Source organism: Streptomyces physcomitrii (assembly GCF_012273655.1).
GTDB lineage: Bacteria > Actinomycetota > Actinomycetes > Streptomycetales > Streptomycetaceae > Streptomyces > Streptomyces physcomitrii.
The window spans coordinates 45134-69612 of sequence record NZ_JAAWWP010000016.1 but is presented as its reverse complement, the minus strand read 5'-3'; the positions used below and the strand labels follow the sequence as shown (position 1 = coordinate 69612).

The window sequence follows — 24479 nt, the reverse complement described above, 5'->3', positions numbered from 1 at the left end:
TCACGGTGCTGCGCCGCGCCCCTACCTGGGCCGGTGGGCGATCTGTACGTTCTCCAGCACGCCGACCGCGTCGGGCACGAGGATGGCGGCGGAGTAGTAGGTGCTGACGAGGTAGGAGATGATCGCCTTCTCGTCGATGCCCATGAAGCGGACCGAGAGGCCCGGTTCGTACTCGTCCGGCAGGCCGGTCTGCCGGAGGCCGATGAGGCCCTGGTTCTCCTCGCCGGTACGTACGGCGAGGATCGAACTGGTCTTCTCCGCGGTGATGGGGATCTTGCCGCAGGGCAGGATCGGCACACCGCGCCACGCGGGAACCTGCTGGCCGCCGAGGTCGGTGTGGTCCGGGTAGAGGCCGCGCGCGTTGAATTCGCGTCCCATCGCCGCGATGGCCCGGGGGTGCGCGAGGAAGAACTTGGTGCCCCGGCGGCGGCAGAGCAGCTCGTCCAGGTCGTCCGGGGTCGGCGGGCCGGAGTGCGGCTGGATGCGCTGCTTGAAGTCGGCGTTGTGGAGCAGGCCGAACTCCCGGTTGTTGACCAGCTCGTGCTCCTGCCGCTCCCGCAGTGCCTCGATGGTGAGCCTGAGCTGCTCCTGTGTCTGGTTCATCGGACCGTTGTAGAGGTCGGCCACCCGGGTGTGGACCCGCAGAACGGTCTGGGCGACCGAGAGTTCGTACTCGCGCGGCTTCAGCTCGTAGTCCGCGAACGCTCCGGGCAGCTCGTACTCGCCGACGTGGCCGGCCGACATCGCGATCTCCGCCTCACCGCGGTGGTTCTGCCGCTGCCGCGAGCGTGCGGTGAACTCGGCGAGGTGGGCGCGGAGTTCCGGCGAGGTCGACACGATGGCCGCGAAGTCCGCGCGGGACAGGGTGAGCAGTGTGCCCGCGCTCTCGGCGGTGGCAGTCTGCGTCCACCGGGCGTCGTCGTCCAGCAGGATGTGCTCCCCGAAGTGGTCCCCGTCCGCCAGGACGTCCAGGGTGACCTCGTCGCCGTAGTTGCCGACGGAGGTCTGGCCGATCCGGCCGTGCGCGACCAGGTGGAGCCGGTCCGCGGCCGCGCCCCGTTCGACCAGCGTCTCCCCCGCCCGGAAGTCACGCTGTACGCACCGGTCGGCGAGGGCGGTCAGCACCTCGACGTCGTCGAAGTCCCGCAGCGGGGCCAGTTCGCCCAGCTCCTGGGGGATGACCCGGACCGCGGCCCCGTCCTGGACGAACTCCACCCGTCCGTCGCCCACCGTGAAGGACAGCCGTCGGTTGACCCGGTAGGCGCCCCCCTTGGTCTCGACCCAGGGAAGCATGCGCAGCAGCCACCGGGAGGTGATCTCCTGCATCTGCGGGGCGGACTTCGTCGTACTGGCGAGGTTGCGGGCGGCGGCCGTCCCCAGGCTGGACTGCCGGGGTACTTCCAGCCGCGCTTCCGAGCTCGATTCAACAGTCATCGGGCAAGCTCTCCTTGGTCGGGCGAGGTCGTGCATCAGGACGCGACGGTTCATAGGAAGGGAAAAGCGTGGAAAAGCGCCGAAAGGAGGAGAACCCTCCAGATCCAGGGGAACACTAAGGGCCCCTTCGTCCTCCGGACCAAGGGAATCCGCCGACATTCGCTCGATACGATGATCGCGCCCGAGGGACGTTTGCTCCTGCACCGATGGTTTCCGGACGTGATCGGGGAGAGCGTCCCGAAGTCCCTGCGGGGTCGCGATGCCCGGCACCGCGAAGACGCGACGAGATTCGGCCCACCGGGGCAGGCCGACGGCGACGGAAACGCGCGGGACACGGTAGGGCGACCCCGAAGGGCAGCTCCGCGCACGTACGTTGGCCCGACAGTGGACCGGGGCCACCGTACGCAGAGCTCATGGTCAGAGGGTCACCATCGACGGACATGCACGACGGGGTTGCCGGATCGGCCGGATTGACCGGGGTGTTCTGGGGGGGGCGGTCGCTCCGTCTGCGCAGACTGTGCGGGCAACCGGGCGGCTGGGCCTTCGCGTTCGGCCTGCGGTACGAGCGCGACCGCGACGCTCGGCGGGCAGCGGGAAGCACATCGGCTCTCTCGGGGCGCTGACCCTGTTCCGGCACCGCCTCATGGGCGCGTCGGACTCGGCGACGGCCGGGACGATGCCGGGAGTGCGGGCCTGGTCGGGGTGGATGGCGGGTGAGGAATCCCGTACGACGCGAACCCACCGGCCCCGAGGGGCTGTTCAGATCCAGGCGCCGTGCCGCATGACGCGTTGGGGACGGAGGTCCTCGTCGAGTACGACCAGGTCGGAGACGGCGCCGGGCCGGATGGCACCGATGCCGCCCGGCTGTCCGAGCAGCCGCGCGGGACGCTCCGAGGCCGCGGCGACCGCCGCCGGGACCGTCATCCGGCAGTCGCGGACGAAGTTGCGCACCGCCGCGTCCATGGTCAGGGTGCTGGCGGCCAGCGCTCCGCTCTCGTCCACGGTGGCCCGTCCCCGGTGGACGGTGACGGGGAGCGAGCCGAGCAGGTAGCTGCCGTCGCCGTGAGCGGCGGCGGCCATCGCGTCGGTGACGAGCACGGTGCGGTCCGGTCCGGCGTACCCGGCGGCGATCCGGACCATGGTCGGGTGCACCAGCACCAGGTCGCAGATGAGCTCGACGGCGACCCGTTCGTCGTCCAGCAGCACGCCGATCGGCCCGGGTTCGCGGTGGTGCAGGGGGCGCATCTGGTTGAACAGGTGCGTCGCCACCGTCGCCCCGGCGTCGACGGCGGAGCGGATCTGCGCCTCGTCCGCGTCGGTGTGGCCGATCGCGGCGATCACCCCCGCATCGGTGAGCTGCCGGATCGCGTCCGTCGCGCCCTCCAGTTCCGGCGCGAGGGTGACCATGCGGACACCGCCGCGTCCGGCGGCGAGGAGCCGGGCCACCGTGGCGCGGTCCGGCGGGCGCAGCGCCCTCGCGTCGTGGGCGCCGCAACGGTCCGCGGAGAGGAAGGGGCCCTCCAGGTGGATGCCCGCGAGCAGGCCGTCGTCCACGAGGTCGGCGAGCCGGCTGATCTGCGCGAGCAGTTCGGGGACCGGGCCGGAGACCAGGCTGGCCAGGGTCGTGGTGGTGCCGTGGCGGCGGTGCGCGGCGACCGCGGTCGCCAGCTGCTCCGTATCCCTGTCGGTGTACGAGGCGCCGCCCCCGCCGTGGCAGTGCAGGTCCACGTAGCCCGGCACCAGCCAGCCGCCGGCGAGGTCCGTCACCGGCTCGGGGCCCGCTTGCGGGGGCGCGGCGGTGACGGTCTCGATCACGCCGTCGCGCACGACGACCCAGCCGGGGTCGAGGACTTCCTCGGGGGTCACCACCCGGCCGCCGCCGATGACCTGCCGTCGCGGTGTCACGGTGCGACCGCCTCCCATGCCAGCAGGGCCGCGCCGATGCAGCCGGATTCGGCGCCGAAGGCGGCGCACCGCAGTTCGGGGCGGCGCTGGAAGGTGATCTGCTCGGTCAGCCGCCGGTTCAGGGGGCCGGTCAGCGCTTCCCCGGCCAGGGCCAGCCCGCCTCCCAGGACCACGCGCTGCGGGCCGAGCAGTGTGGCGAGGAGCAGCACGCCCCGGGTGAGCGCGGTGACCGCCTCGTCCCAGACCTCCGCGGCGACCCGGTCACCGGCCCGGGCCGCGCGCAGCACCTCGGCGGATCCCCGTACCGTACGACCGGAGCGCTCGCCGAACCGCCGGGCCACGGAGGCGGCCGAGGCCACATGGTCCAGGCAGCCGCGCTGACCGCAGGGGCACTGTTCGCCGTGGCCGATGTCGACGTGCCCGATCTCGCCCGCGTATCCGCCGGTCAGGGGCCGCCCGCCGAGGATCAGCGCCGAGGCGATGCCGGTGCCGATCGGCATCACCACCACGTCCGTCAAGCCCCGCGCCGCGCCGAGGCGCCATTCGGCGAGCCCGGCGGCCGCGACATCGTGCCCGAAGGCGACCGGCGCGCCGACCGCCTTGGCGAGCGCCTCGCGGAAGGGGTAGTCCCGCCAGCCCAGATTGACCGAGTGGACCCCGACGCCGTCCTGGACGATGCCGGGCACCACCACGCCTACCGCCTCCACCGGGCCGTGGTCCCGCTCGGCGAAGCGGGCGGCCAGTTCGGCGACGAGGGCCACCACCGCCTCGGCGTTCTCGGTGCCGTCCGCGCACCGGGGAGTCCGGACGCGCCGCCGCGCCCGTACGGCCGGGTCCTCGGGGCCGCCCTCGACGACGGCGGCCTTGGTCCACGTACCGCCGACGTCGACGGCCAGGACGCGTCCCGGGTCACTCATGGAAGCCCCTTCTGCCTCGGGCGTGCGCGGTGGCGGCCCGCGTCGCACGGCGTCGGGGACGGCGGCCCGTCGGCACAACTGCCCGGCCGGCGCACAGGAGTTAGGGGCGACGAGGCCGCAGTGGGCATTGAACAGGCCGCGTGGAGGGGCGTCATGTCCCCTGAACAGGTGACCGAGGCCCGGTTCCGCACCCCCGCCCGGCGACCCACCATGGACGGGGACCCCCGGGCCCCCGACGGTCCGCGGAACACCGCCCCGGCCGGAGGACCGGTCACCCGCCACGGTCGTCCCGAGAGTATGCGCGGGCGGGCCTCGGCCGGTGACCGAGGGGAAGCACACCGCCGAGGGAGAGGGCGTATGGCACGTCAGAGTCCAGCAGTCCTGGTCGCGACGAAACCGGCACCGGTCGTCCACGAGCGGGTCGACGAGCGCGTGGTGCCCCGCCTCTCGGTGAGCACGGGCAGCGTCGTCGGGGACATGGCCAGCAGGCTGCGCACCACGGTGGTCGCCAGTGCGGCCTCCGAGGAGGACCGCGCGCTCGCGGAGCGCTCCCCGGACGGCGTGACGGTACGGGCGGCGGGCGGTCAGGAGATCCGGGTCCGCCTGGTCCGGCACGCGCCCGAGACCCTGTCCACCGAGCACTACGGCCTGACCACCGAAGTGCTGTGGCACACCATGCACAACCTCTGGGACCGGTGGAGCGCGCCCTCCTTCGACCGGGCCTCCCGGCGCGCCTGGGAGTCGCTGCACGCCCTCAACGAGGACATCACCGAGGCGCTTCTCGCGCAGTCCCCGGGGGCGGGCGCCGGCTATCTGATCCACGACTACCAGCTCGGCATGGTGCCCGCCCGGCTGCGCCGGGCCGACCCCACCGCCCGGGTGCTCTTCTTCCACCACATCGCCTGGCCCGGCCCCGAGGGTCTGACGCTGCTGCCAAGGCAGTTCGCCGACGACCTCCTGCGGGGAATGCTCGGTGCGGACGTGGTCTGCTTCTTCGCCCGGCGGTGGTGCAGGAACTTCCTGCGCTGTGTCGAGGACCTGGTGCCCGGGGCGCGGGTCGACCACGAGGCGGGGACGGTGCGCCTCGACGGCCGGGAGGTCCGCGTCGCCGCCGAACCGCTGAGCTACAGCCCGGACGCGCTGAAGGGCCTTCCGCGCTCCTGGCCCGAGGAACTCGACGCCTGGGTGGGCGAACGGCCCCTGGTGGTGCACTCGGGACGGACGGATCCGATCAAGAACGCGCACCGGGCGGTGGCCGCCTTCCGGATCGCCGCGGAGCACCCGGCCGCGGCCGATGCCCGGCTGCTGCTGCGGATCAATCCCCACCGGCTGCACATCGGCGCCAATGCCGCGTATCTGCGGATGACCGAGGAGGCGGTCGACGCGGCCAACCGGCACTTCGGCGAGGAGCGGATCCGCCTGCTGACGGGCAACGACCGGGGCCTGACCTTCGGGGCCCTGGCGAGGGCCGACGCGGTGGTGCTCAACTCGACCGCGGACGGGCAGAATCTGACCGCCTTCGAGGCGATCGCCATGGGGGCACGCGAGCCCGTTCTCGTGGTGTCCCACACCTGCGGCGCCGGGGAGGTCCTCGGTGACGGCGCCCTGCGGGTGCATCCGCACGACCTGGTCGACCAGGCGGACGCGCTCGTCGAGGCGCTCACCATGACGCCGTCCCGGCGGACCGCGGCGAGCCGGGTCCTCCACGAGGCGGCGGCGCGCTTCGCCCTGCCGCACTGGACCGCGCGGCAACTCGGCCTGCTCGGGATCGACCTGCCCGAGTCCGCGGCGGCCGCCGTCCCCGCGGCGGGGCGTGCGCATGACGCGTGAGGGGAGGCGGCGCGGGGCTCTGCGCGCCACCTGGCTGGCGTTCGGATGGTTCTGGGGAAGCTGGAGCGCGCTGATCCCGGAGGTCAAGCGGACCACCGGTGTGGACGACGGATCCCTGGGCTTCCTCCTGCTCGCCGTGCCCCTGTGCGCGCTGCCCGCCATGATCCTCTCGGGGCGCGCCTACGACCGCCGGGGCGGGGCGGTCCTCTGCGGCGGGCTGCTCGCGATGGGCTGCCTCGCCCCCGTACTGGGCGGTGCGGGCGACGCGCTGTTCCTGGCCGTCTGCCTCGCGATGCTCGGGGCGGCCTCCGGAGTGGTGGATGTCGCCCTCAACTCCGCCACGGTGGCCGCGCATGCGCGCTCGGGGCGGAACTTCGTGCAGTCCGCCCAGGCCATGTTCCCGGTCGCCGGGGTGGTGGCGAGCGTGGTCGTCGCGGCGGGACGTGAACTCGGGGCGCCGCCCTGGGCGTTGCTGGGCACCGCCACGCTGTTCCTGGTGGCTGCCGCCGCCCTGCTGGCGACGACCGGCGCGGCGGCGTCCGCACCCCGCCCGAAGGAGGCTTCGGCGCCGGTGGGCCCGCGGCAGGCCCTGGTGCTCCTCGGCGTGACCGTCGCCCTGGCACTCCTGGTGGAGAACGCGGTCCAGCAGTGGAGCAGCAACCGGATGGAGTTCGAGCTGGATGCCGCTCCCGGGCTGGCCAGCCTGGCACCGGGGGTCTTCGCGCTCTGCATGTCCGCCGGGCGGCTCTACGCCCAGCGCACCGCCGACGCGAGCGCGCTGGCCCCCACCCTGCGCACCTGCGCGCTGGTCACCGGCTGCGGTCTGCTCATCGCCGCCTGGGCGCCCTCACCGCTGGTGGCCCTCGCGGGCTTCGCCCTCACCGGACTCGGTCTGGCCCCGGCGGCGCCCGCCCTCTTCGCCTCGGCGGACCGGGCCGTCCCGGAGAACGTCCGGGGCCGCGCGATCTCCATGGTCTCCACCATCGGCTACTCCGGTTACTTCCTCGGACCGGTGGCCGTCGGCCTCTCGTCCTCGATCGGGGGTCTGAGCGCGGGCTTCACCGTCCTGGCGGTCCTCGCCCTGCTCCTGCTCGTTCCCCCCCTGTGGCTGCGCGAGCCCGCGGCGGAGACGGCGCCATGAGGCACACCGCGGCAGGTCCCGGCCGCCCCGCCGACCGGCTCCGGGCACCGGACCGGGCCGTACTCGCCCCGTTCCCCGCCGTGGACACGCTGATCTGCGCCGACCTCGACGGCACCCTCGTTCCGCCGAGCCCGCCCACGCCGGACATGGCGCGGCACACGGCCGATCTCCGTGAACTCTGCGGGCGGTTGACGGCGCACCCGCGGCTCGCCCTGGTGTGCGTGACCGGGCGCCGCGCCCTCAACGCGCGGGAGATCCTCGACTCGCCGCTGTGGGTCGCCGGGGTGCACGGCGCGGAGTCGCTCGCCCCGTACGCGCAGGAAGCCCTGCCGCACCCCCGGTCGGTGCCGCACCTGCCCGCGGTACGGCGGGTGGCCCGCCTCATCCGTGAACTCGCCCTCTGCCCGCCGGAGATGCACATCGAGGACAAGGAGGTGGTCCTGGCGGTGCACCACGCGCGGCTGCCCGCCGACCGGGCGGCGAGCCGACTGTCCCGGCTGGCCCGTCTGGGGCGCGCCTCGGGCATGGAGGTGGTGGCCGGGCGCGGCTGGACCGAGCTCAGGCCCCCCGGCTCGCCCCACAAGGGGGACGCGGTCGCGGAGATGGTCCGGCGGTGGCGGCCCCGGCGGCTCGTCGTGGCGGGTGACGACCACGGTGATCTGGCCATGTTCGAGGCAGCCGACCGGCTGGCCGAGGAGGGCTCGATCGAGCGGGCCGTCTGTGTCGCGGTCCGGGGCCCCGGAGCGGATCCGGAGTGCCTGCGCCGCGCCCGGGTGGTCCTGGAGGGCCCGGACGCCTGCCGTAGCTGGTTCCGCGGCCTGGCGCACTCCCTCGCCACCGGGGGCGGCGCCCGGCTCGACGTCCCGGCTCGACACTGAGCCGGCCGAGGAGAGGCACAGAGCAATGGAGGCAATCGTGACGGCCGGGCAGGCGGGCCGAAGGGCGGCCGCGGACGAGGTGCGCGCCGTCCTCCTCGCCGGTGGCGAGGGACGGCGCATGGGGCCCCTGGGCACCGGTCGGCTCAAGCCCCTCATCCCCTTCGGCGGGACCAGCCGGCTGATCGACTTCAGTCTGGCCAACGCCCGGCGCTCGGGCCTCTCCGAGGTCCTGCTGCTGTCCCAGTACGAGGAACAGCAGCTCATGGACGATCTGCACCGGGTGTGGAACTCCACCCGGGGCTTCCGGGTCCACTTCGGCCCGTACGACGAGGCCTACCGGCAACTGCCCGCCGACGAACTGCCCGAGAAGCTGCCCGCGCGCGGCGGGCCCCGGGAGCGCGGCACCGCCGACGCCTTCCTGCACAAGGCCGCCCATGTGTTCGGCGGCCGTCCCTCGGAGATCCTGATCCTGCACGCCGACCACGTCTACCGCTTCGACTACCGGGAGATGCTGCGGGAGCACCGCGCCTCCCGGGCCGCCCTGACCATCGCCTACCAGCGCATCGAGCGGCGGTACGTCCACCTCTTCGGGATGGTGGAGTTCGACGCGGGCGGGAACCTCACGAACTTCGTCGAGAAGCCCGCCGAGCCGAGCAGCGATCTCGTCTTCGCGGCCTTCTGCGTCTTCGACTCGGCGTGCCTGCAGCGGTATCTGGAGCGGCTCGACGGTACGGACTGGCAGCACGACATCAGCCGGGACGTGATACCCGCCATGCTGGCGGGCGGTGAGCGGATCCGGGGCCATCTGGTGCGCGGGCACTGGGAGGACATCGGGACGGTGGACCGCTACCTCCGCGCCCATCTGGCGCTGCTCGCTGACCCGCCCACGCTGCCGCTCGACCGGATGCCGCTGACCGTCCGGCCGGAGGTCCCGCGGCGCTTCCTGTCCTCGGCCGCGGGCGTACGGTCCTCCCTCGTACCCTCCGATGTGCGCAACGCCGGGCTCGTCGAGCGCTGTGTGCTCTTCCCCGGAGTGCGGATCGGCGAGGGGGCCGCCGTCCGCGACAGCGTGCTGCTGCCGGGCGCGGAGGTGCCCGCCGGTGCGCGGATCGAGGCCTCGGTCGTCCTGGAGGACGGTTCGGTGCAGCCGGTCGGGCCTGACCGCCCGGAGGACACTTCCGCCCGGACGTGTCCGGGCATCGGCTGACAGGGCCGATTCAACCTCCCGTCATTTTTGGGGTGCGTTCGTGTCAGTCCTGTAAACATTCGGAAATCTCCGCCCTGGCCCTACTCGTGAGCAATTCGGCCGGACATCCGGCCAGTTGCCGAGAGGCGTGGCTCAAGAGCACCGTTGACATTCCACGAGTGAGCCAGTTAGCTTGCACACGCTTTCAACAAGTGCCTTTCTTCCGGCGCACCTTGAGGAGGCCATATGACCTCGCAGGATGGCTCTGGCAATACATATGTCTTAGGCGTGGGCATCGTCCACGCAAACCCCCTGACGTTATGGGCACTTCGGGAGCTGCTTTCCACGCAACCTGATATGAACGTCCTTCTCGCCGAGTCGAGCCTGGGCGGGACGGTTACCAAGGGACTGGATGTACTGATTCTCGATCCGGATACCGGAGAGAGGGCCACGGCCACCGGATCGGCCACCCCCGTCCCACCCCGCCCGCGGGTCCTGATGATGACCCCCACCGAGCCTGGCACCGGGTCACCGGAACCGGTCGCGCCCGCGCCGCTGTGCCGGCTGAGCGATCGCTCCAACCCCCGTTCGATCGTCGCGGCCGTACGCGCGGCAGGAACGCACCGCGGGCAGGCCCCCCTGGACTCCGCGGCCGACACCCTTCTTCCGGAACGCGAACCCGCCGCGCTCTCCGCGCGTGAGCGCCAGGTTCTGACGGGCATCGCCAAGGGCCTGACGCACGACCAGGTCGCCTACCGCCTCCAGATCAGCCGCCACACGGTCGACACGTACGTCAAGCGTGTCCGCAGAAAGCTCGGGCTGGGAAACAAGGCGGAGCTCACCCGGGCGGCCGTGGGTCAGGAGTTCCTCGCGGCCTCGTGGTGAGTCCCCCTCACCGGATCGGTGCTCCGCACGGCGGACCGCCGCTTCGAGCCGACCACCGCGCCACACCAGAGAACGGTGTTTCTGTGAATGGGGAACTTCTTCCCGGTGTCCTGGTTGTCAACAGCAATTACTTTCCGAGATCGCGCGGGGCGGCCGCCCGGGTGGGCGCCACCTCCTTCGCCCTGGAGGCGGCCGCCTGCTTCGAGGAAGCCGGGGTCTTCTCCGGCGTCATCCTGTACAAAAGGCAGGAGGGTCAGCGGACACCGACGCTGCACCCGGTCACCAGGAACGGCATGCCCTGCGTGGAATTGCGCTTCAACTTCTCCATGCCCACCGGGGAGTTGCGGGGTGCGCTCCGCAGTGCGGCCGAAGAGCTGACCCACCGGGCGGCGGCCACCGCCACGGGCCCGCCCATGCTCTACTACCAGACCGATACGCTGCTGAGGTATCACCCCCGTGACTTACCCGCCTGCGTCACCCATCACGGCCCTTTCTTCGACGACTTCGCGGACCGGTTCTCCACTCAGGACACCTTCCAGGCATTCGGAAGCGCGGAGAAGGCCCTGCACCTCATGCGCCAGCAGGAACAAGGACTCCTCGAACTCGTCGCCGCACGCCATATCTTCGTGATGCAGCACTCCAGGATGCAGCGCGACTACCTGGTCGGACAGGGAATGGATCCGGCACGTATGCGCGAGGTCAGCCCGCCCATACGCCCGGAGATCCCGAGTGTCCGCCCGCCGGCCGGCATCCTGCGTTTCATCGAATCGGCGCCGTTTCTCCTGTGCACCGCCGTGGCCCGACTCGACTACTTCAAGAACCTCGACCTGCTGATCAGCGCGGCCACGCAACTGATGGAGCGGGGACTTCCCGTGAAGGTCCTGCTGATCGGCGGCGACGAATGCGACGACGTCCTGCGCAAATCGCTTGTCAGAGAAGTCCCGGCACACCATGCCGACAGATTCCTGCTGACCCCGAGACTCACGAAGGGCGAACTCTACGCGGTGTTCCGGACGGCCCGGCGGACATCGGTGTTCGTCTGCACCTCACGGTACGAGACCTTGGGCATCACCCCACTCGAAGCCGCGCTGAGCGGCCTGTCCACCGTCGTCCCCGATTCCCGCCCCGTCGAGGCCGCCAGATTCTTCCCCGCCGACGCCAGATACGAGCCCACCGCGAACGGTCTGGTGAAACTGATCGAACGGATCGCCTCCGTGGACCTGTTCCGGCGCGGCGCGGAACTGCGCAGGCTGCTGGAAGGGCAGATCTCCGTCCCCTGGTTCCGCAGAGATCTGATGCGGGCCTGGCGCAGTTTCTCCGAGATGGGCAGGAGCGCCCTCCAGCAATGATTCTCGGTCAATCTTCCGGGATACGGAGCATGTTGTTCCGCCTGTGCTGCCGAACGGTCGGCCGATGTCCGAAAACAATCGATGTCACACCCGAGTTGCCGTTTCGTTAAATGCACCGTCCGCCGGTTTCGGCAAGCGGCGCAGCTTTTGATCCCACGGATTCCCCGAGACTTTTGGAGGTGCGGTGAACATTTCGACTTCTGCCCGCGGCGCCTCCGTTCACCATGCCACCGTCTATTACGGCGGCCGGCGACGCGACCGGCGAAAGGGTCCGGGGCGAAGGAGCCCGAAAACCCGGGGACGGACGCCCTGAGGAGGAAAGAACCACCGGGGCGGCCGGTGGTGTGCAAGAGCGCGCCGGGCAACGGCTCCCGAGGCGCCACCCGCGCGGCCCCGGTCCCGCGCGGGACCACCCGAAGCGCCCGGTCAACCCACCGAGGTCGGCAGCCCGTCATGGGTCGCCGCCGGCAATCGACGCAGAGCGAAGGAGAGCACATGCCGACACCGGCATGGGAGGTCCGACCCACCGGCGAGCGCCGAAGGCTCGTCCACGTCAACGCGACGGCCCGCGGCGGCGGAGTCGCGGAGCTGCTGCACGGCCTGGTGCCCTGCCAGCAGGCCGCCGGGCTGAACGCCGGCTGGGCCGTGATCGGCGGCGACGAGGACTTCTACGCGGTGACCAAGCTCCTGCATCACCTGCTGCACGGCACGGCCGATCCGGACCGGCTCCGGCCCGGGTCCGTGCGGACCTACCGCGAGCGGCTGGCCCCGCAGGCCGCCTGGTTCACCGAGTGGCTCACCCGCGACGACGTGGTGGTCCTGCACGATCCGCAGACGCTCGGACTCGCCCCGATGCTGAGCGCCACCGGCGCCCGCGTCGCCTGGCACTGCCATGTCGGCGCGGACATCCCCCCGGACCGGGGACCGGGTGCCGTCTGGCGCGCCTTCGCGGCCGAACTGTCCGCGGTCGACGCGGTGGTCACCACCCTGCCGGAGTTCGCGCCCCCCTCCGTACCGCTCGCCAGGAGGTTCGTCGCCGCCCCGGCGATCGACCCCTCGGCCCCGAAGAACCGGCATCTGGAGCCGGCGGAGGTCGCCGCGCTGCTGGACAGGGCCGGACTCACCGCGGACCGCACGGCCCCGGACGTCAGGGTCGTCCAGCAGACGACGCTGCCGGAGGGCGCCCGGGTCGTCCTGCAGGTCTCCCGCTGGGATCCGCTCAAGGACATGCCGGGCGTGGTGCGTTGCCTCGCGGGTCTCGCCCCGGATGTGCACCTGGTCCTCGCGGGCACGGACCCCACCGAGATACCGGACGACCCGGAAGGCCTGGCCGTCCTCGCCGACGTGGAGAAGACGCTCGCCGAACTGGCCCCGGCGGACCGGGCGCGCGTCCATCTGGTCAATGTCTCGATGCGCGACCCGCTGGGCAACGCGCTGCTCGTGAACGCGCTGCAGCGCCGCGCGGACGTGGTGCTGCAGAAGAGCCTGGAGGAGGGCTTCGGCCTGACCGTGACCGAGGCGATGGTCAAGGGCCGGGCGGTGGTGGCCTCTTCGGTGGGCGGACTGCGGCAGCAGGTGATCCACGAGCGCAACGGCCTCCTGGTCGAGCCGACCGACCTCGCCGGGGTACGGGCCGCGCTCACCCGGCTTCTCGACGACCCCGCCCTGCGCCGCCGGCTCGGCGAGCAGGCCCGCAACGACACCCTGGAGCGCTACACGATGACACGGCTCGTCACGGACTACGGAGCCATCGCCGGCTCGGCAGAGGAGGCCCTCGCATGAGCGTCGCCGTCGTCACCGCCGCCAGCGGCGGAATCGGTCGTGCCGTGGTGCACACCCTGCTCGCGGAGAAGGTCGTCTCCCGGGTGATCGCCGTCGACGTGGCGGACCCGCCGGGCTCCCTGCCCGACGGCGCGGAGGCGCTGCGCTGCGACCTGCGCACCGAGGAGGGCCTTGCCGCCCTCGCCGAGGCCGTGCCCGAGGAGATCACCGTCCTCGTCAACGTCCTCGGCGGCGAGCGGCAGCCGCCGCTGGAGCCCATCGAGGACGTGGCCTGGCCGCCGCCGGAGGTCTGGGACGACATCGTCGACCTCAACCTCTCCGGCGTCTACCGGGTCACCCGGCTCCTCGCCGGACGCCTCGTGCCGGGCGGCGCGATCTGCCAGGTCAGCTCCATCGCCGCCACCATGCCCTGGGTCGTCTCGCCCGCGTACGGGGCCGCCAAGGCCGCCCTGGAGCACTGGAACGACTCGCTCGCCGTGCTCCTGGCCGACCGCGGGATCCGGGCCAACCTCGTCCGCCCCGGGTTCGTCTGGAGCCGCCAGTGGCAGCTGGTCGACCGGGCCGAGTTCGAGGACGTGGTACGCGACCGGGTGCCGCTCCGGCAGGTCACCGGCACCACGCCGACCGACCGGGAGCAGACGGCGGACGACGTCGCCCAGGCGGTGTCGTTCCTCTGCTCCCCCGCGGCGGCGCACCTCACCGGCCAGGCCATCAACGTGGACGGCGGCGCGGCCCTCGTCCGTGCGGCCCGCTGAGAGGAGCGGCATGGAAAGCACCGCTCTGCCTCCGGCGGCCAAGCTGCGCGGCAGCACCGTCTTCCTGGGCTTCGGCGTCTTCGGGCTGCTGTGGGGCCTGTACGCCGCGGCGCTGCCGGAGATCAAGGACAACACCGGTGTCTCGGACGGTGAACTCGGCACCGCGCTCGCCTGCGTGGCCCTCGCGGCGGCGCCCGCGATGTTCCTGACCGGCCGCCTGCTCGACCGCTACGGAAGGCCGGTGGCCATCGGCTCGCTGGTCCTGTTCGCCGCGGTCGCCTCCCTGCCGACCCTCGCCACGTCCACGAGCACACTGGTCGTGACGCTTCTGCTCTTCGGATTCGGCTCGGGCTGCTGCGATGTGGTGATCAACAGCCTCGCGGCGACGGTCGAGGCCGAGACGGGCGGACGGGTCCTCAACCGGGCCCACGCCCTGTTCAGCGTGGGACTGCTGGCCGGCGCCGTCGGCACCAGCGTCACCCATGCCCTCGGGGCGAGCGTCACCTGGCCGCTCGCCGCGCTGGCGGCCTGCACCGTCGTGGGCGCGTGGGCGCTGCGCACCAGGGTGCCTCCGCGCCTGGGCCGCGCCCACCAGCCGGACCGGCCGACCGGGCGCCGCAAGGTCGACAAGGTCGTCCTCGGCTTCGGTCTGCTCGCCGCGCTCGCCATGCTGGTGGAGAGCGGCGTCCAGCAGTGGAGCGCCGTCTTCCTGGCGGACGGGGTCGGCGCCGCGGACGGTCTGTCCGGCCTCGCGCCGGGGGTGTTCGCCGGTTCGATGGCGCTGGGCAGGCTCGCCGGCCACTGGCTGTCCACCCGGTGGTCCGACCGTGTCGTGCTGCTGCTCTCGGGGCTCGTGTCCGCCTTCGGTGTGCTGGTCGTCGCCTGGTCGCACCGGCCGCTGCTCGCGCTGGCCGGATTCGCCGTCACCGGTCTGGCCATCTCGGCGGCGGCACCGACCGTGTACAGCGTGGCCGGACGCAATGCCCCGGCGGAGCGCCGCGGGGCCGTCATCGGCTCCACCGCCGCCATCGGCTATGTGGGGCTCCTGCTCGGCCCCGTGGTCGTCGGCCAGGTCGCGGACTTCACCCAACTCCGCACCGCCATCGGCTCCTTGGTCGTGGTGTCCCTGGCACTGAGCGCCGCGGCCCTGCTGCTGCCGACGGCCGGGACAGAAGACCGTACGGCCCAGTAGCCGCCACCATCGTCACCGGGGGGATTCCGCGTTGGACGCCACCACACCTTCCATCACCGTCTTCGACATCGGTGGAACGTATCTGCGCTGGGCCGACTGGTCGCCCGGGCACGGGCTGCGCGAGGTGCGGCGCAGACCGTCGCCGAGCCGGACCAGCCTGCCGGACGCCGCCGTCGACGAACTGCAGTCGGCGCTGGTGCGGGCCATGGCCGGGCCGGTCCCGCCCGGGGGCGTCGCCGGGGTCTCCTTCGGCGCGGCGCTCGACCACCGCACCGGGACCGTGTACGCCTCCGCTCCGCTGTGGGGTGCGCACACCCGGCCCTTCGACCTGCTCGGGGCCCTGCGTGCGGCCCGGCCGGACGTACGGTGGCATGTCGTCAACGACGTCACCGCGGCCCTGCTGCACGTGGCGGACTCGCCGGCCGCGCAGGACCGGGGCAAGATCCTGCTCGCCACCATCAGCACCGGCATCGCCTGCCGCACCATGGACCGGCGCACCGGCGCGATCCCGGTCGACGGCTGCGGTCTGCAGGGCGAGATCGGTCATCTGCCCGCCTCGGTCGCACTCGACGGCCTTCCGGTCGCACTGCGCTGCGACTGCGGCGAGCCGGGCCATCTGGCGGCCTTCTCCTCCGGTCCGGGCATCCGGCGGCTCGGCGAGGTGGTGCGGGACCGCGCACCCGACCGGTGGGAGGCGTCCCGGCTCGGCGCCGGACTCGCGGCCGGGGCGGCCTTCGAGACGGCGTTCGCGAAAGCGCTCGCCGAAGACGATCCGGTGGCGGACCTGCTGCTCGACGCGGCGACCGGCCCGGTGGCCGATGTCGTACGCACCGCGCTCTGCCTCGACCCGGGGATCGACCTCGTCGCCTTCACCGGCGGTGTCGCGGCCGGTCTCGGCGACCACTACCGCGAGGCGCTCCTGCGGCACCTGGACCGGGCCGGTCTCTATCTGACCAGCGAGCGGGAGCCCGGCTGGGTGCGCGAGCGCGTCCTCGTCTGCGGACCGGACGAGGCGGACGGACTCGTCGGCGCCGGACTCGCCGCGCTGGCCGGGGAGGTGGCATGACCGAGCACCGCGCGATCATCCGCACGGGCGCCACCGTGTCCGTCGGCCCGCGGCCCACCACGGCGCCCGGGCCCGGGGAGTTGAGCATCGCGACGCTGTACGCGGGCCTGTGCGGCACCGACATCCAGATGCTGCGCGGCCTGCGCGACGACCCCTCGCCGGTGATCGGCCACGAGGGGATCGCCCGGGTGGTGGCCGCCGGTGCGGGCGCCCCCGACTGGTGCGCCCCGGGCACCCTGGTGGCGGTCAACCCGACGCATCCGACGGACCCGGGCTTCCTGCTGGGCCACAACGTCGACGGGCTGCTGCAGGAACGCACGCTGCTGCCCGCCTCCGCGCTCACCGGCGGCATGGTCCTGCCGCTCCCCGCGACCACGGACGTCGGCCTGGCCCCCCTCCTGGAGCCGCTCGCGGTGGTCCGCTACGCGCTGGGCGAGCTGCGCGCCTTCGCCCCGCGCACCCTGCTCGTCGTCGGCGACGGCACGATCGGGCACCTCGCCCTCCGCGCCGCCCACCGCTGGCTCGGCGAGGACGTACGGGTCGTGCTGGTGCACCACACCCCCGAGGGCCGCGCCTTCAGCCAGGGGCGGCCGCATCGGGCCGAACTGCTGCTCGGGATCGAGGAGTTGGCCACCCGGCGGTGGGACGCCCCGGTCGCGGCCCTGCTGGCCACGCCCCGGAACGCGACCCTCGCCGCCTTGGAGGCCGTCCTCGCCGCCGCGGCACCGGACCTCGCCGTGGACATCGTGGGCGGGCTGCCGCCGGGCGCGACCACGCCCTCGCTGCCCGGTCTCGACCTCGCGGCCGTCCGCGCGGCCAACTGCGGCGGCATCCCCGACCCGGCGCTCGTCACCACCACCGCACAGGGCGTGCGCCTGCTCGGCCACCGGGGCGTGGGCAACCGGCACCTCCTCGACGCCGCCGCGGAACTCGCCCGCGCCCCTGAGCAGTACCGGGACCTCATCACCCACGAGACGGACCTCGCCGGTGCGGCCCGCCTCATGCGGAGCCTGGCGGGCTCGGGGCACCGCCTCTTCGACGGCCGGCGCCTCGTCAAGCTCGCCGTGCGCGTCAACGACAGGGAGCAGACATGACGACAGACACCCCGCTGGCCGGCCACCGCGCCCTCGTCGTCGGCGGCTCCACGGGCATCGGCCGCGGTATCGCCGACGCCTGGGCCGCCGCGGGCGCCGAGGTGGTCGTCTGCAGCCGCAGCCGCCCCACCGGCCCCGGCGCCGAAGCGCTGCGGTGGCAGGCACTGGACCTCACCCGGCCCGAGCAGGCACACCCGCGGCTGTACGAGCTGGCCGCCGGTCCCCTCAAGGCCGTGTGCTTCGCCTCCGTCCACTACGGCGCCGGGCGCGCCCCCTTCAGCGAGGTCGCCGAACAGGAGTGGCTGGACCAACTGGCCGTCAACACCACGGGCCTGTGGCACACCCTCGCGGCGAGCCTCCCGTCGCTGCGTACCGCCGCGCCCGGGCTCTTCCTGGGTGTCTCGTCCGAGGTCGCCTTCAACGCCGGTCCGGGCAGGTCCGGTTACGCCGCGACGAAGGCGGCCTCCAAGACCCTCCTCGACTCGGTCGCCCAGGAGGAGGACAGCTCGGCCGTACGCATCGTGCAGGTGCTGCCCGCCGGGATGGTGGACAGCCCGGGCATCCGCAACCGGCGCCCCGAGGACTTCGACTTCAGCTCGTACATGAAGCCCTCCGACTTCGGCGCGCTGGCCCGGGAGCTGGCCGTGACCTCCGGGGAGAAGTACCACGGCGACTCCCTCGTGGTCGGCGGCGACGGCCGGTGGTGGTCGGCCTACGGCGCGGCGCCGGTCTCCCAGAGCCGGTCGGTCCGCTCATGAGCTGCCGAGTGGCCCTCGCCGAATGGCGGCTGCCCGCCTCGGGGCCCGAGGCGCTGCGGCTGGCCCGGGACGTCGGAGCCGACGGTCTGCAACTGGACCTCGGCGGGCCCGGCCGCGGCGAGTGGCTCGACGGGCCCGGCCGGACCGAGGCGGTGCGCGCCGCGGCGGAGTCGAGCGGTGTGCGGCTGCTCGCGGTCGCCGGGAACCACCTCAACGATGTCGGCCTGATGTCACCGGCCGCGCGCCCGGTCCTGGAACGCCTTCTGGACACCGCCGCCGCGCTCGGTGTGCCGCTGGCCTTCGTGCCCAGCTTCCGCCGCAGCGCGATCGGGACACCGGCCGACCTGGAGCGCACCGCCGAGGTGCTGGCCTGGGCCGCCGGGGAGGCCGAGGCCCGCGGCCTCCTCCTGGCGAGCGAGAACGTCCTGACCGCCGAGCGGGCCCGCGCGCTCGTCCGGCGGGTCGGCTCCCCCGCCTTCCGCGTGGTGCTCGACACGTTCAACCCGGTCGAGGCCGGGCTGTCCCCCGAGGTGCTGGTCGCCGAACTGCACGACGTCCTGGCCGACCAGGTCCACCTCAAGGACGGCCCGCCCACCACCGGCGCGACCCCGCCCCTGGGCGGCGGCACCGGACGGCTCGACGACACCCTCCGCGCGCTGCACACGCACCGGGTGCCGGTGCGGGCCGCGGTCCTGGAGAACGACTACCGCGACGGCGATCGGGCCCGGCTGCTCGCCGATCTGCGCTGGGCGCGGCAGCGCACCGACGCACTCGTCACGACCTCGGGGAAGGAAGAATGAGCACTCCCTCACTGCCCGTCGCCGTCGTCACCTCGGCCCTGCTCTTCGACATGGACGGCACGCTGGTCGACTCCACCGCGGTGGTCGAGCGGACCTGGCGCCGCTTCGCCCGCAGACACGGCGTGCGCGCCGAAGAGATCCTCGCCGTCTCCCACGGCCGCCGTACGGAGGAGACCGTCGCGCGGTTCGCCCCCGCGGACGTCGACGCCGTGGCGGAAGCACAGCGGGTGATCGCCGAGGAGGTCGAGGACACCCGGGGGATCACCGCCATCCCCGGCGCCGCCGAACTCCTCGCCTCGCTGCCGGAGTCCGGCTGGGCCCTGGTGACCTCCGCGGGCCGTCGGCTGGCCGAGGCGAGGATGCGTGCCGCCGGGCTTCCCCTGCCGCCCGTACTCGTCAGTGCCGACGACGTCGCCCAGGGCAAGCCGAGCCCGGAGGGGTATCTGAAGGCGGCCCATCGGCTGGGGCGCTCCCCCGAGTCGCTCGTCGTCTTCGAGGACGCCGAGGCCGGGATCCTCGCGGCCCGGGCTTCCGGCGCCAGAACCGTCGTGGTCGGCCCGTCCCGCTGCGACGCCGCCGAGGGGCTCGACCACGTGACCGACCTGCGGGACGTCCGGGTCGGCATCGACACCTCGACCGGCCGGCTGCGGGTCTCTCTGCGAGCCGACTGAACCACCACCCGGTTTCCCACGGAAGGACAACAGAGAATGACCGGTACGAGCCTGACCGACACCTCCTCCGGCCTCTACTTCAGGGACCACTCCCAGGGGTGGCTGCTGCGCGCCCAGAAGCAGATCAGCTACGAGGTCCGGCTACGGGACGGAATCTTCCGTCCCGAGTGCACCGACCTTCTGGAGCAGGGCGCGGGAACCCCCGGCAGGTCCCGCCGCTTCGTCGTGGTGGACAGCAATGTCGACTTAATGTACGGAAATCGCATCCGCTCCTATTTCGACTACCACGGTGTCGACTGCTCGATCATGGTGGTCGAGGCGAACGAGACGCTCAAGAACCTGGAGACGGCTACCCGTATCGTCGACGAGATCGACGCCTTCGGCATAGCCCGGCGCAAGGAGCCGCTGATCGTCATCGGCGGCGGCGTCCTGATGGACATCGTCGGCCTGGTCGCCAGCCTGTACCGCCGGGGTGCGCCGTTCGTCCGGGTTCCCACCACCCTCATCGGCCTGGTGGACGCCGGGGTCGGCGTCAAGACCGGCGTGAACTTCAACGGCCACAAGAACCGGCTCGGCACCTACACACCCGCGGACCTCACGCTCCTGGACCGCCAGTTCCTGGCCACCCTGGACCGGAGGCACATCGGCAACGGCCTCGCCGAGATCCTGAAGATCGCCCTGATCAAGGACCTCAGCCTGTTCGCGGCACTGGAGGAGCACGGCCCCACCCTGCTCGACGAGAAGTTCCAGGGCAGTTCCGCGGCGGGCGACCGGGCCGCGCGGTCGGTGCTGCACTCCGCGATCCACGGAATGCTCGACGAACTGCAGCCCAACCTCTGGGAGGCCGAGCTCGAACGCTGCGTCGACTACGGCCACACCTTCAGCCCCACCGTGGAGATGCGCGCCCTGCCCGAGCTGCTGCACGGCGAGGCCGTCTGCGTGGACATGGCGCTCACCACGGTCATCGCCTGGCGTCGCGGCCTGCTCACCGAGGCCCAGCGCGACCGGATCTTCGCGGTGATGGCCGCGCTGGAGCTGCCGAGCTGGCACCCCATCCTCGACCCGGACGTCCTGGTGAACGCCCTCCAGGACACCGTGCGCCACCGGGACGGACTGCAGCGGCTGCCGCTGCCGGTCGGGATCGGCGGCGTCACCTTCGTCAACGACGTCACACCACGGGAACTGGAGGCCGCGGTCACCCTGCAGCAGGAACTGGGGGACGCGCGGACACCGGAGACGAGCGGGGAGCGCGGCGGCAGGAACCTTTAGCCGCCCGCGGCCCCCCGCCCGGATGCCGGAGAATCACCCTCGCGGAAGACCGGAACGCCGAAATCCCGGAACCCGAACACCGCGACCAGAACCCCGACTCACGACCACGAAGGAGCCGACACCATCCACACGTACTCCCACGACCAGGAGCCCCTCGGAGGCCGCCCCGCCCGGCGGCCCACCGTCTCCCGAGCGTCCTGCGGGGCGCGCGGACCCGGCGGCGAAGAGGGCGCCGACGGCCTCCCGGCGGTGGCCCGGTGATCGAACCGCTGCGCTCCCGCGAGGTCTACCGCAACGCGTGGATGACCGTACGGGAGGACGACGTCCGGCACAGCAACGGCCACCAGGGCATCTACGGAGTGGTGGACAAGCCGGACTACGCCCTGGTCATCCCCCGCCAGGGCGACCGGCTCCACCTGGTGCAGCAGTACCGCTACCCGGCCGGCGGCCGGTTCTGGGAGTTCCCCCAGGGCTCCTGGCCGGGCGGGCGCTCCCCCACGGACCCGGGCGAACTGGCCCGCACCGAACTGCGCGAGGAGACCGGGCTGCGGGCAGGCCGGATGACCGGCCTCGGGCGGCTCCATGTCGCGTACGGATACGCCAGCCAGGGCTGCCATGTGTTCCTGGCCGAGGACCTGGAGGCCGGCGAGCCCGAGCGTGAGGCGACCGAGTCCGACATGCGGCAGCGCTGGGTCGACCCGGACGAGTGGTGGGCACTGATCCGAGCGGGCGAGATCACCGACGCGGCCTCCATCGCCGCGTTCGCCCTGCTCCACCGACCGGCACCGGCGCCGGGCACCTGACGAGGAGGCAGGGGCCGCGCCGTCCCGCGGCGGTACGGGCACGCCCGGGCGCCGCAGGGCCTGCCCCGGCGTCGGCCCGACTCGGTATGCCTGAAGCCCCATGTTTACACTGCACACATTAGAGAGCAAGAGTAAGCAGTGTCAACATCGAGCGGTGTCCGACGACCGGAAACCCGGGCCGACCCGGAACCGGGACCACCTCACCGAGCTCACCGAGAGGCGTTCACGGCGCGCCGACCGTCATCCGCGTCATGGCGCGGTAGCGCTCCGCCAGCTCGTGCGGCGTGAGCGCGCCCTCCGCGCGGTACCACTGGGCGACGCCGGTGCACATGGTGACGATCGCCCGGCTGACCTCGCGCGGGTAGGGGGTGGTGAAGACCTTCCGCGCGACTCCGTCCGCCAACACGCCGTCCATCAGGCGCTGTTGGCGGTCGCGGGCGCCGATGTAGGTGGCGCGGGCGTCCCCGACGAGGCTGCGGATCTCGCTGTACGCGATGAAGGCGAGGTCCCGCCGGTACGCGTGGAACAGCACGAGGCACTCCACGAGCAGGTCGAGGCGCCGCTGCACATCCGGCCCGGCCTCCTCCAAGGCGGCTTCGCTGCGCTCCCGGAGGTCGTCCATGGCGTAGGAGACGACGGCGACCAGCAGGGCCTGCTTCGAGGGGTAGTGGTAGTACAGCCCCGGCACGGAGAGTCCGGCACGGGAGGCCACCGTCCGGATGGTCGTCCCGTGGTAGCCGTGCTCCATGAAGCAGGCCAGGGCGGTCTCCAGGATCGGCGGCAGCCCGCTGCCCGCGTACGTCCTCCAGGTCGTCCCAACCTCGGCCTTGGTCACAGCGCTCCTCTTGCCCCGGGTCCTCGTCGCCTCGGCACGCCAGTATGCAGCGTCCCGCCGCCCGCGCCGCGAGCAGACCTCTTGACAGGGGGCAGCCCGCCCTTCACGCTCTGACCGAGCGATCGCTCGGTAAGTGACCGGGCGGACGGATGTGGGTCGGAGGGACGAGAGATGACCGTGCCCGTGGAGCCGCCGTGGGGCGCGCCGCTCCCGACCGGGGCCGAGCCCGGAGCCGGGGTGAGGATCGGCCAGGGGTCTCTGGTGGACGCCTGGCGGGCGCGGGTGGCGAGGAATCCGGGCGGCATCGCGCTGCGCTACTTCGACGGCGCGATGTCGGCGCGGGAGGCGGACGCCGCCTCCGACGCCCTGGCGGCGGCGTTCCAGGCCCGGGGCACCGGACGGGGCGACCGCGTGGGGGTGTGTCTGCAGAACATCCCCCAGTACGCGCTGGTGCTGCTCGCCCTGTGGAAGCTGGGCGCGACCGCCCTCGGGATCAACCCGATGTACCGGCGGCAGGAGCTGCGCCGCCTGATCGACGACTCCGGCGCGACCGGCCTCGTCTGCGCGGACACCGAGGCCGGGCAGACCCGCGACACCCTCGCCGGGAGCACGGTCCGCTGGCTGATCAGCACCTCGGCGCTGGACCACCAGGAGCGCGACGACCCGCGGGTCTTCACGACGAGGCAGCGCCCCGCACCCGCGCCGGACGGCGATCTGCGGGCGCTGATCGAGGAGTTCGCGGGCGCCCGCCCCGAGCCGGTGCGGCCGGCCGCCGACGAGGTCGCGCTCCTGACCTACACCTCCGGCACCACCGGGCCGCCGAAGGGCGCCATGAACACCCACGGCAACATCCTGCACGTGGTGCGGACCTACGCGGCCTGGACCGGTCTCGCCGAGGGGGACGTGGTGCTCGCCCTCGCCCCGCTGTTCCACATCACCGGCGCGGTGGTCAACGCGAGCCTCTCGCTGCTCACCGACACCACCCTCGTCCTCGCGGGCCGCTTCCGCCCCGAGGTCGCCCTCGACGCCATCGCCGAGCACGGGGTCACCTCCACCATCGGCTCCATCACGGCGTACAACGCGCTCTACGAGGTGCCGGGCGCGGGGCCGGAGCACTTCGCCTCGGCGAAGGCCCTCTACTCCGGGGGCGCCCCGATCCCGCCCGCGACCGTGGAGAGGTTCTATGACCGGTTCGGGGTCTATCTGCACAACGGCTACGGGATGACCGAGACGAGCTCCGCGGTGATCGCGGTGCCCCCGGGGCGGCGCGCCCCCGTGCACCGGCCGAGCGGCACCCTCTCCATCGGCCTGCCCCTGCCGGGACTCACCGCCCGGGTCGTGGACCCGAACGGCGATCCGGTGCCCGGCGGGCAGCAGGGCGAACTCGAACTGAGCGGCCCGCAGGTGGTGCCCGGCTACTGGCAGCAGCCCGCGGCCACCCAGGAGACCATGCCCCGGGGCCGGTTGCGTACCGGCGACGGCGCGATCGTCGACAAGGAGGGCTGGGTCTACCTGGTGGACCGGCTCAAGGACCAGATCAACGTCTCCGGCTACAAGGTCTGGCCGCGCGAGGTCGAGGACGCCCTGTACGAGCACCCGGCGGTGCACGAGGCCGCCGTGGTGGGGATGCCGGACGACTACCGCGGCGAGACGGTCGTCGCCCATGTCTCGCTGAAGGCGGGCCACCGCGCCACCGCCGAGGAGCTGATCGCCTTCTCCCGCGAACGCCTCGCGGCCTACAAGTGCCCGCGCGAGGTCCACCTGCGCACCGAGCTGCCCAAGACCCAGACCGGCAAGATCCGCCGCGCCGAACTCCGCGAGACCGGTGGCGGCGGATCCGCCTCCCCCGCGGTGAGTGGCTGACGATGCGTCAAGAGCACTGCGCACAGGGCGGGTTCGCCATACGCACCGCCGATGCCGGGCACCCGG

The 24479-nt window shown here is 72.8% G+C and carries 21 protein-coding genes; 17 read left to right on the top strand and 4 right to left on the bottom strand.

The features are described 5' to 3' along the window. Positions 1-21: 21 nt before the first annotated feature. The 3 genes from HFV08_RS23285 to HFV08_RS23275 form a co-directional block, all read right to left on the bottom strand. Positions 22-1434 (bottom strand): family 2B encapsulin nanocompartment shell protein, encoded by a 1413-nt coding sequence (locus HFV08_RS23285; RefSeq protein ID WP_168542066.1) that lies wholly within the window; start codon positions 1432-1434, stop codon positions 22-24. 759 nt (positions 1435-2193) lie between these two features. Next, entirely contained in the window at positions 2194-3339 is a 1146-nt protein-coding gene (gene nagA / locus HFV08_RS23280) for an N-acetylglucosamine-6-phosphate deacetylase (protein ID WP_312885796.1), read from the bottom strand. Further along, the gene (locus tag HFV08_RS23275) at positions 3336-4256 is read right to left on the bottom strand and encodes an ROK family protein (RefSeq protein ID WP_168542062.1); all 921 of its coding nucleotides are present in this window, start codon (positions 4254-4256) and stop codon (positions 3336-3338) included. The genes nagA and HFV08_RS23275 overlap by 4 nt, the downstream gene beginning before the upstream one ends. A 357-nt stretch (positions 4257-4613) precedes the next feature. On the opposite strand from HFV08_RS23275, the gene HFV08_RS23270 reads away from it, so the two are divergent. The 16 genes from HFV08_RS23270 to HFV08_RS23195 all read left to right on the top strand — a co-directional run bounded on the left by HFV08_RS23270 (position 4614) and on the right by HFV08_RS23195 (position 21715). Beyond that, a complete protein-coding gene (locus tag HFV08_RS23270; RefSeq protein ID WP_168542060.1) occupies positions 4614-6086 on the top strand; it encodes a trehalose-6-phosphate synthase in 1473 nt (490 codons plus the stop codon). Further along, on the top strand, positions 6076-7227 hold the full coding sequence (locus HFV08_RS23265) for an MFS transporter (protein ID WP_168542058.1): 1152 nt from the start codon (positions 6076-6078) through the stop codon (positions 7225-7227). Before HFV08_RS23270 ends, HFV08_RS23265 begins: the two co-directional genes overlap by 11 nt. Beyond that, positions 7224-8105 carry a trehalose-phosphatase gene (gene otsB / locus HFV08_RS23260; RefSeq protein WP_168542056.1) on the top strand — a complete coding sequence of 294 codons (882 nt, stop codon included), beginning with the start codon at positions 7224-7226 and terminating at the stop codon, positions 8103-8105. The genes HFV08_RS23265 and otsB overlap by 4 nt, the downstream gene beginning before the upstream one ends. Before the next feature lie 25 nt (positions 8106-8130). Continuing rightward, the gene (locus HFV08_RS23255; protein WP_168542055.1) at positions 8131-9312 is read left to right on the top strand and encodes a sugar phosphate nucleotidyltransferase; all 1182 of its coding nucleotides are present in this window, start codon (positions 8131-8133) and stop codon (positions 9310-9312) included. Between the two features lie 225 nt (positions 9313-9537). Then, positions 9538-10176, top strand: a complete 639-nt coding sequence (locus HFV08_RS23250) for a helix-turn-helix transcriptional regulator (protein WP_168542053.1) — start codon at positions 9538-9540, stop codon at positions 10174-10176. A 161-nt stretch (positions 10177-10337) separates the two neighbouring features. Continuing rightward, positions 10338-11525, top strand: coding sequence for a glycosyltransferase family 4 protein (locus HFV08_RS32400; protein WP_168542051.1), 1188 nt, complete (start codon positions 10338-10340; stop codon positions 11523-11525). 495 nt (positions 11526-12020) lie between these two features. Next, positions 12021-13307 carry a glycosyltransferase gene (locus HFV08_RS23240; protein WP_168542049.1) on the top strand — a complete coding sequence of 429 codons (1287 nt, stop codon included), beginning with the start codon at positions 12021-12023 and terminating at the stop codon, positions 13305-13307. Continuing rightward, positions 13304-14062 (top strand): SDR family NAD(P)-dependent oxidoreductase, encoded by a 759-nt coding sequence (locus tag HFV08_RS23235; protein ID WP_168542047.1) that lies wholly within the window; start codon positions 13304-13306, stop codon positions 14060-14062. Before HFV08_RS23240 ends, HFV08_RS23235 begins: the two co-directional genes overlap by 4 nt. A 10-nt stretch (positions 14063-14072) precedes the next feature. After that, a complete protein-coding gene (locus tag HFV08_RS23230; RefSeq protein ID WP_168542045.1) occupies positions 14073-15254 on the top strand; it encodes an MFS transporter in 1182 nt (393 codons plus the stop codon). Positions 15255-15285: 31 nt separating this feature from the next. Further along, positions 15286-16320, top strand: coding sequence for an ROK family protein (locus tag HFV08_RS23225; protein ID WP_168542043.1), 1035 nt, complete (start codon positions 15286-15288; stop codon positions 16318-16320). Then, positions 16317-17414, top strand: coding sequence for an alcohol dehydrogenase catalytic domain-containing protein (locus HFV08_RS23220; protein ID WP_168542041.1), 1098 nt, complete (start codon positions 16317-16319; stop codon positions 17412-17414). The genes HFV08_RS23225 and HFV08_RS23220 overlap by 4 nt, the downstream gene beginning before the upstream one ends. Next, entirely contained in the window at positions 17411-18172 is a 762-nt protein-coding gene (locus HFV08_RS23215) for an SDR family NAD(P)-dependent oxidoreductase (protein WP_210430687.1), read from the top strand. Before HFV08_RS23220 ends, HFV08_RS23215 begins: the two co-directional genes overlap by 4 nt. Next, the gene (locus tag HFV08_RS23210) at positions 18169-18972 is read left to right on the top strand and encodes a sugar phosphate isomerase/epimerase family protein (protein WP_168542039.1); all 804 of its coding nucleotides are present in this window, start codon (positions 18169-18171) and stop codon (positions 18970-18972) included. The genes HFV08_RS23215 and HFV08_RS23210 overlap by 4 nt, the downstream gene beginning before the upstream one ends. Beyond that, positions 18969-19643, top strand: a complete 675-nt coding sequence (locus tag HFV08_RS23205; RefSeq protein WP_168542037.1) for an HAD family hydrolase — start codon at positions 18969-18971, stop codon at positions 19641-19643. The genes HFV08_RS23210 and HFV08_RS23205 overlap by 4 nt, the downstream gene beginning before the upstream one ends. A gap of 36 nt (positions 19644-19679) precedes the next feature. Next, the gene (locus tag HFV08_RS23200) at positions 19680-20912 is read left to right on the top strand and encodes a sedoheptulose 7-phosphate cyclase (protein WP_168542035.1); all 1233 of its coding nucleotides are present in this window, start codon (positions 19680-19682) and stop codon (positions 20910-20912) included. A gap of 257 nt (positions 20913-21169) precedes the next feature. Further along, the gene (locus HFV08_RS23195; protein ID WP_312885795.1) at positions 21170-21715 is read left to right on the top strand and encodes an NUDIX domain-containing protein; all 546 of its coding nucleotides are present in this window, start codon (positions 21170-21172) and stop codon (positions 21713-21715) included. A gap of 223 nt (positions 21716-21938) precedes the next feature. Here the strand turns inward: HFV08_RS23195 and HFV08_RS23190 are convergent, their stop codons facing one another. Further along, positions 21939-22550, bottom strand: coding sequence for a TetR/AcrR family transcriptional regulator (locus HFV08_RS23190; RefSeq protein ID WP_210430686.1), 612 nt, complete (start codon positions 22548-22550; stop codon positions 21939-21941). A 171-nt stretch (positions 22551-22721) separates the two neighbouring features. Between HFV08_RS23190 and HFV08_RS23185 the strand changes: the two genes are divergently transcribed. Then, positions 22722-24413 carry a class I adenylate-forming enzyme family protein gene (locus HFV08_RS23185; protein ID WP_168542033.1) on the top strand — a complete coding sequence of 564 codons (1692 nt, stop codon included), beginning with the start codon at positions 22722-22724 and terminating at the stop codon, positions 24411-24413. Positions 24414-24479 lie beyond the last annotated feature (66 nt).

What these genes read in the sequence shown, in the direction of transcription:
- HFV08_RS23230 (WP_168542045.1), top strand. Translation starts at nt 14,073, where the DNA reads ATGGAAAGCACCGCTCTGCCTCCGGCGGCCAAGCTGCGCGGCAGCACC.
- HFV08_RS23270 (WP_168542060.1), top strand. Translation starts at nt 4,614, where the DNA reads ATGGCACGTCAGAGTCCAGCAGTCCTGGTCGCGACGAAACCGGCACCG.
- HFV08_RS23235 (WP_168542047.1), top strand. Translation starts at nt 13,304, where the DNA reads ATGAGCGTCGCCGTCGTCACCGCCGCCAGCGGCGGAATCGGTCGTGCC.
- HFV08_RS23205 (WP_168542037.1), top strand. Translation starts at nt 18,969, where the DNA reads ATGAGCACTCCCTCACTGCCCGTCGCCGTCGTCACCTCGGCCCTGCTC.
- HFV08_RS23210 (WP_168542039.1), top strand. Translation starts at nt 18,169, where the DNA reads ATGAGCTGCCGAGTGGCCCTCGCCGAATGGCGGCTGCCCGCCTCGGGG.
- HFV08_RS23255 (WP_168542055.1), top strand. Translation starts at nt 8,131, where the DNA reads ATGGAGGCAATCGTGACGGCCGGGCAGGCGGGCCGAAGGGCGGCCGCG.
- HFV08_RS23275 (WP_168542062.1), bottom strand. Translation starts at nt 4,256, where the DNA reads ATGAGTGACCCGGGACGCGTCCTGGCCGTCGACGTCGGCGGTACGTGG.
- HFV08_RS23250 (WP_168542053.1), top strand. Translation starts at nt 9,538, where the DNA reads ATGACCTCGCAGGATGGCTCTGGCAATACATATGTCTTAGGCGTGGGC.
- HFV08_RS23185 (WP_168542033.1), top strand. Translation starts at nt 22,722, where the DNA reads ATGACCGTGCCCGTGGAGCCGCCGTGGGGCGCGCCGCTCCCGACCGGG.
- HFV08_RS23285 (WP_168542066.1), bottom strand. Translation starts at nt 1,434, where the DNA reads ATGACTGTTGAATCGAGCTCGGAAGCGCGGCTGGAAGTACCCCGGCAG.
- HFV08_RS23220 (WP_168542041.1), top strand. Translation starts at nt 16,317, where the DNA reads ATGACCGAGCACCGCGCGATCATCCGCACGGGCGCCACCGTGTCCGTC.
- otsB (WP_168542056.1), top strand. Translation starts at nt 7,224, where the DNA reads ATGAGGCACACCGCGGCAGGTCCCGGCCGCCCCGCCGACCGGCTCCGG.
- HFV08_RS23215 (WP_210430687.1), top strand. Translation starts at nt 17,411, where the DNA reads ATGACGACAGACACCCCGCTGGCCGGCCACCGCGCCCTCGTCGTCGGC.
- HFV08_RS23200 (WP_168542035.1), top strand. Translation starts at nt 19,680, where the DNA reads ATGACCGGTACGAGCCTGACCGACACCTCCTCCGGCCTCTACTTCAGG.
- HFV08_RS23240 (WP_168542049.1), top strand. Translation starts at nt 12,021, where the DNA reads ATGCCGACACCGGCATGGGAGGTCCGACCCACCGGCGAGCGCCGAAGG.
- HFV08_RS23265 (WP_168542058.1), top strand. Translation starts at nt 6,076, where the DNA reads ATGACGCGTGAGGGGAGGCGGCGCGGGGCTCTGCGCGCCACCTGGCTG.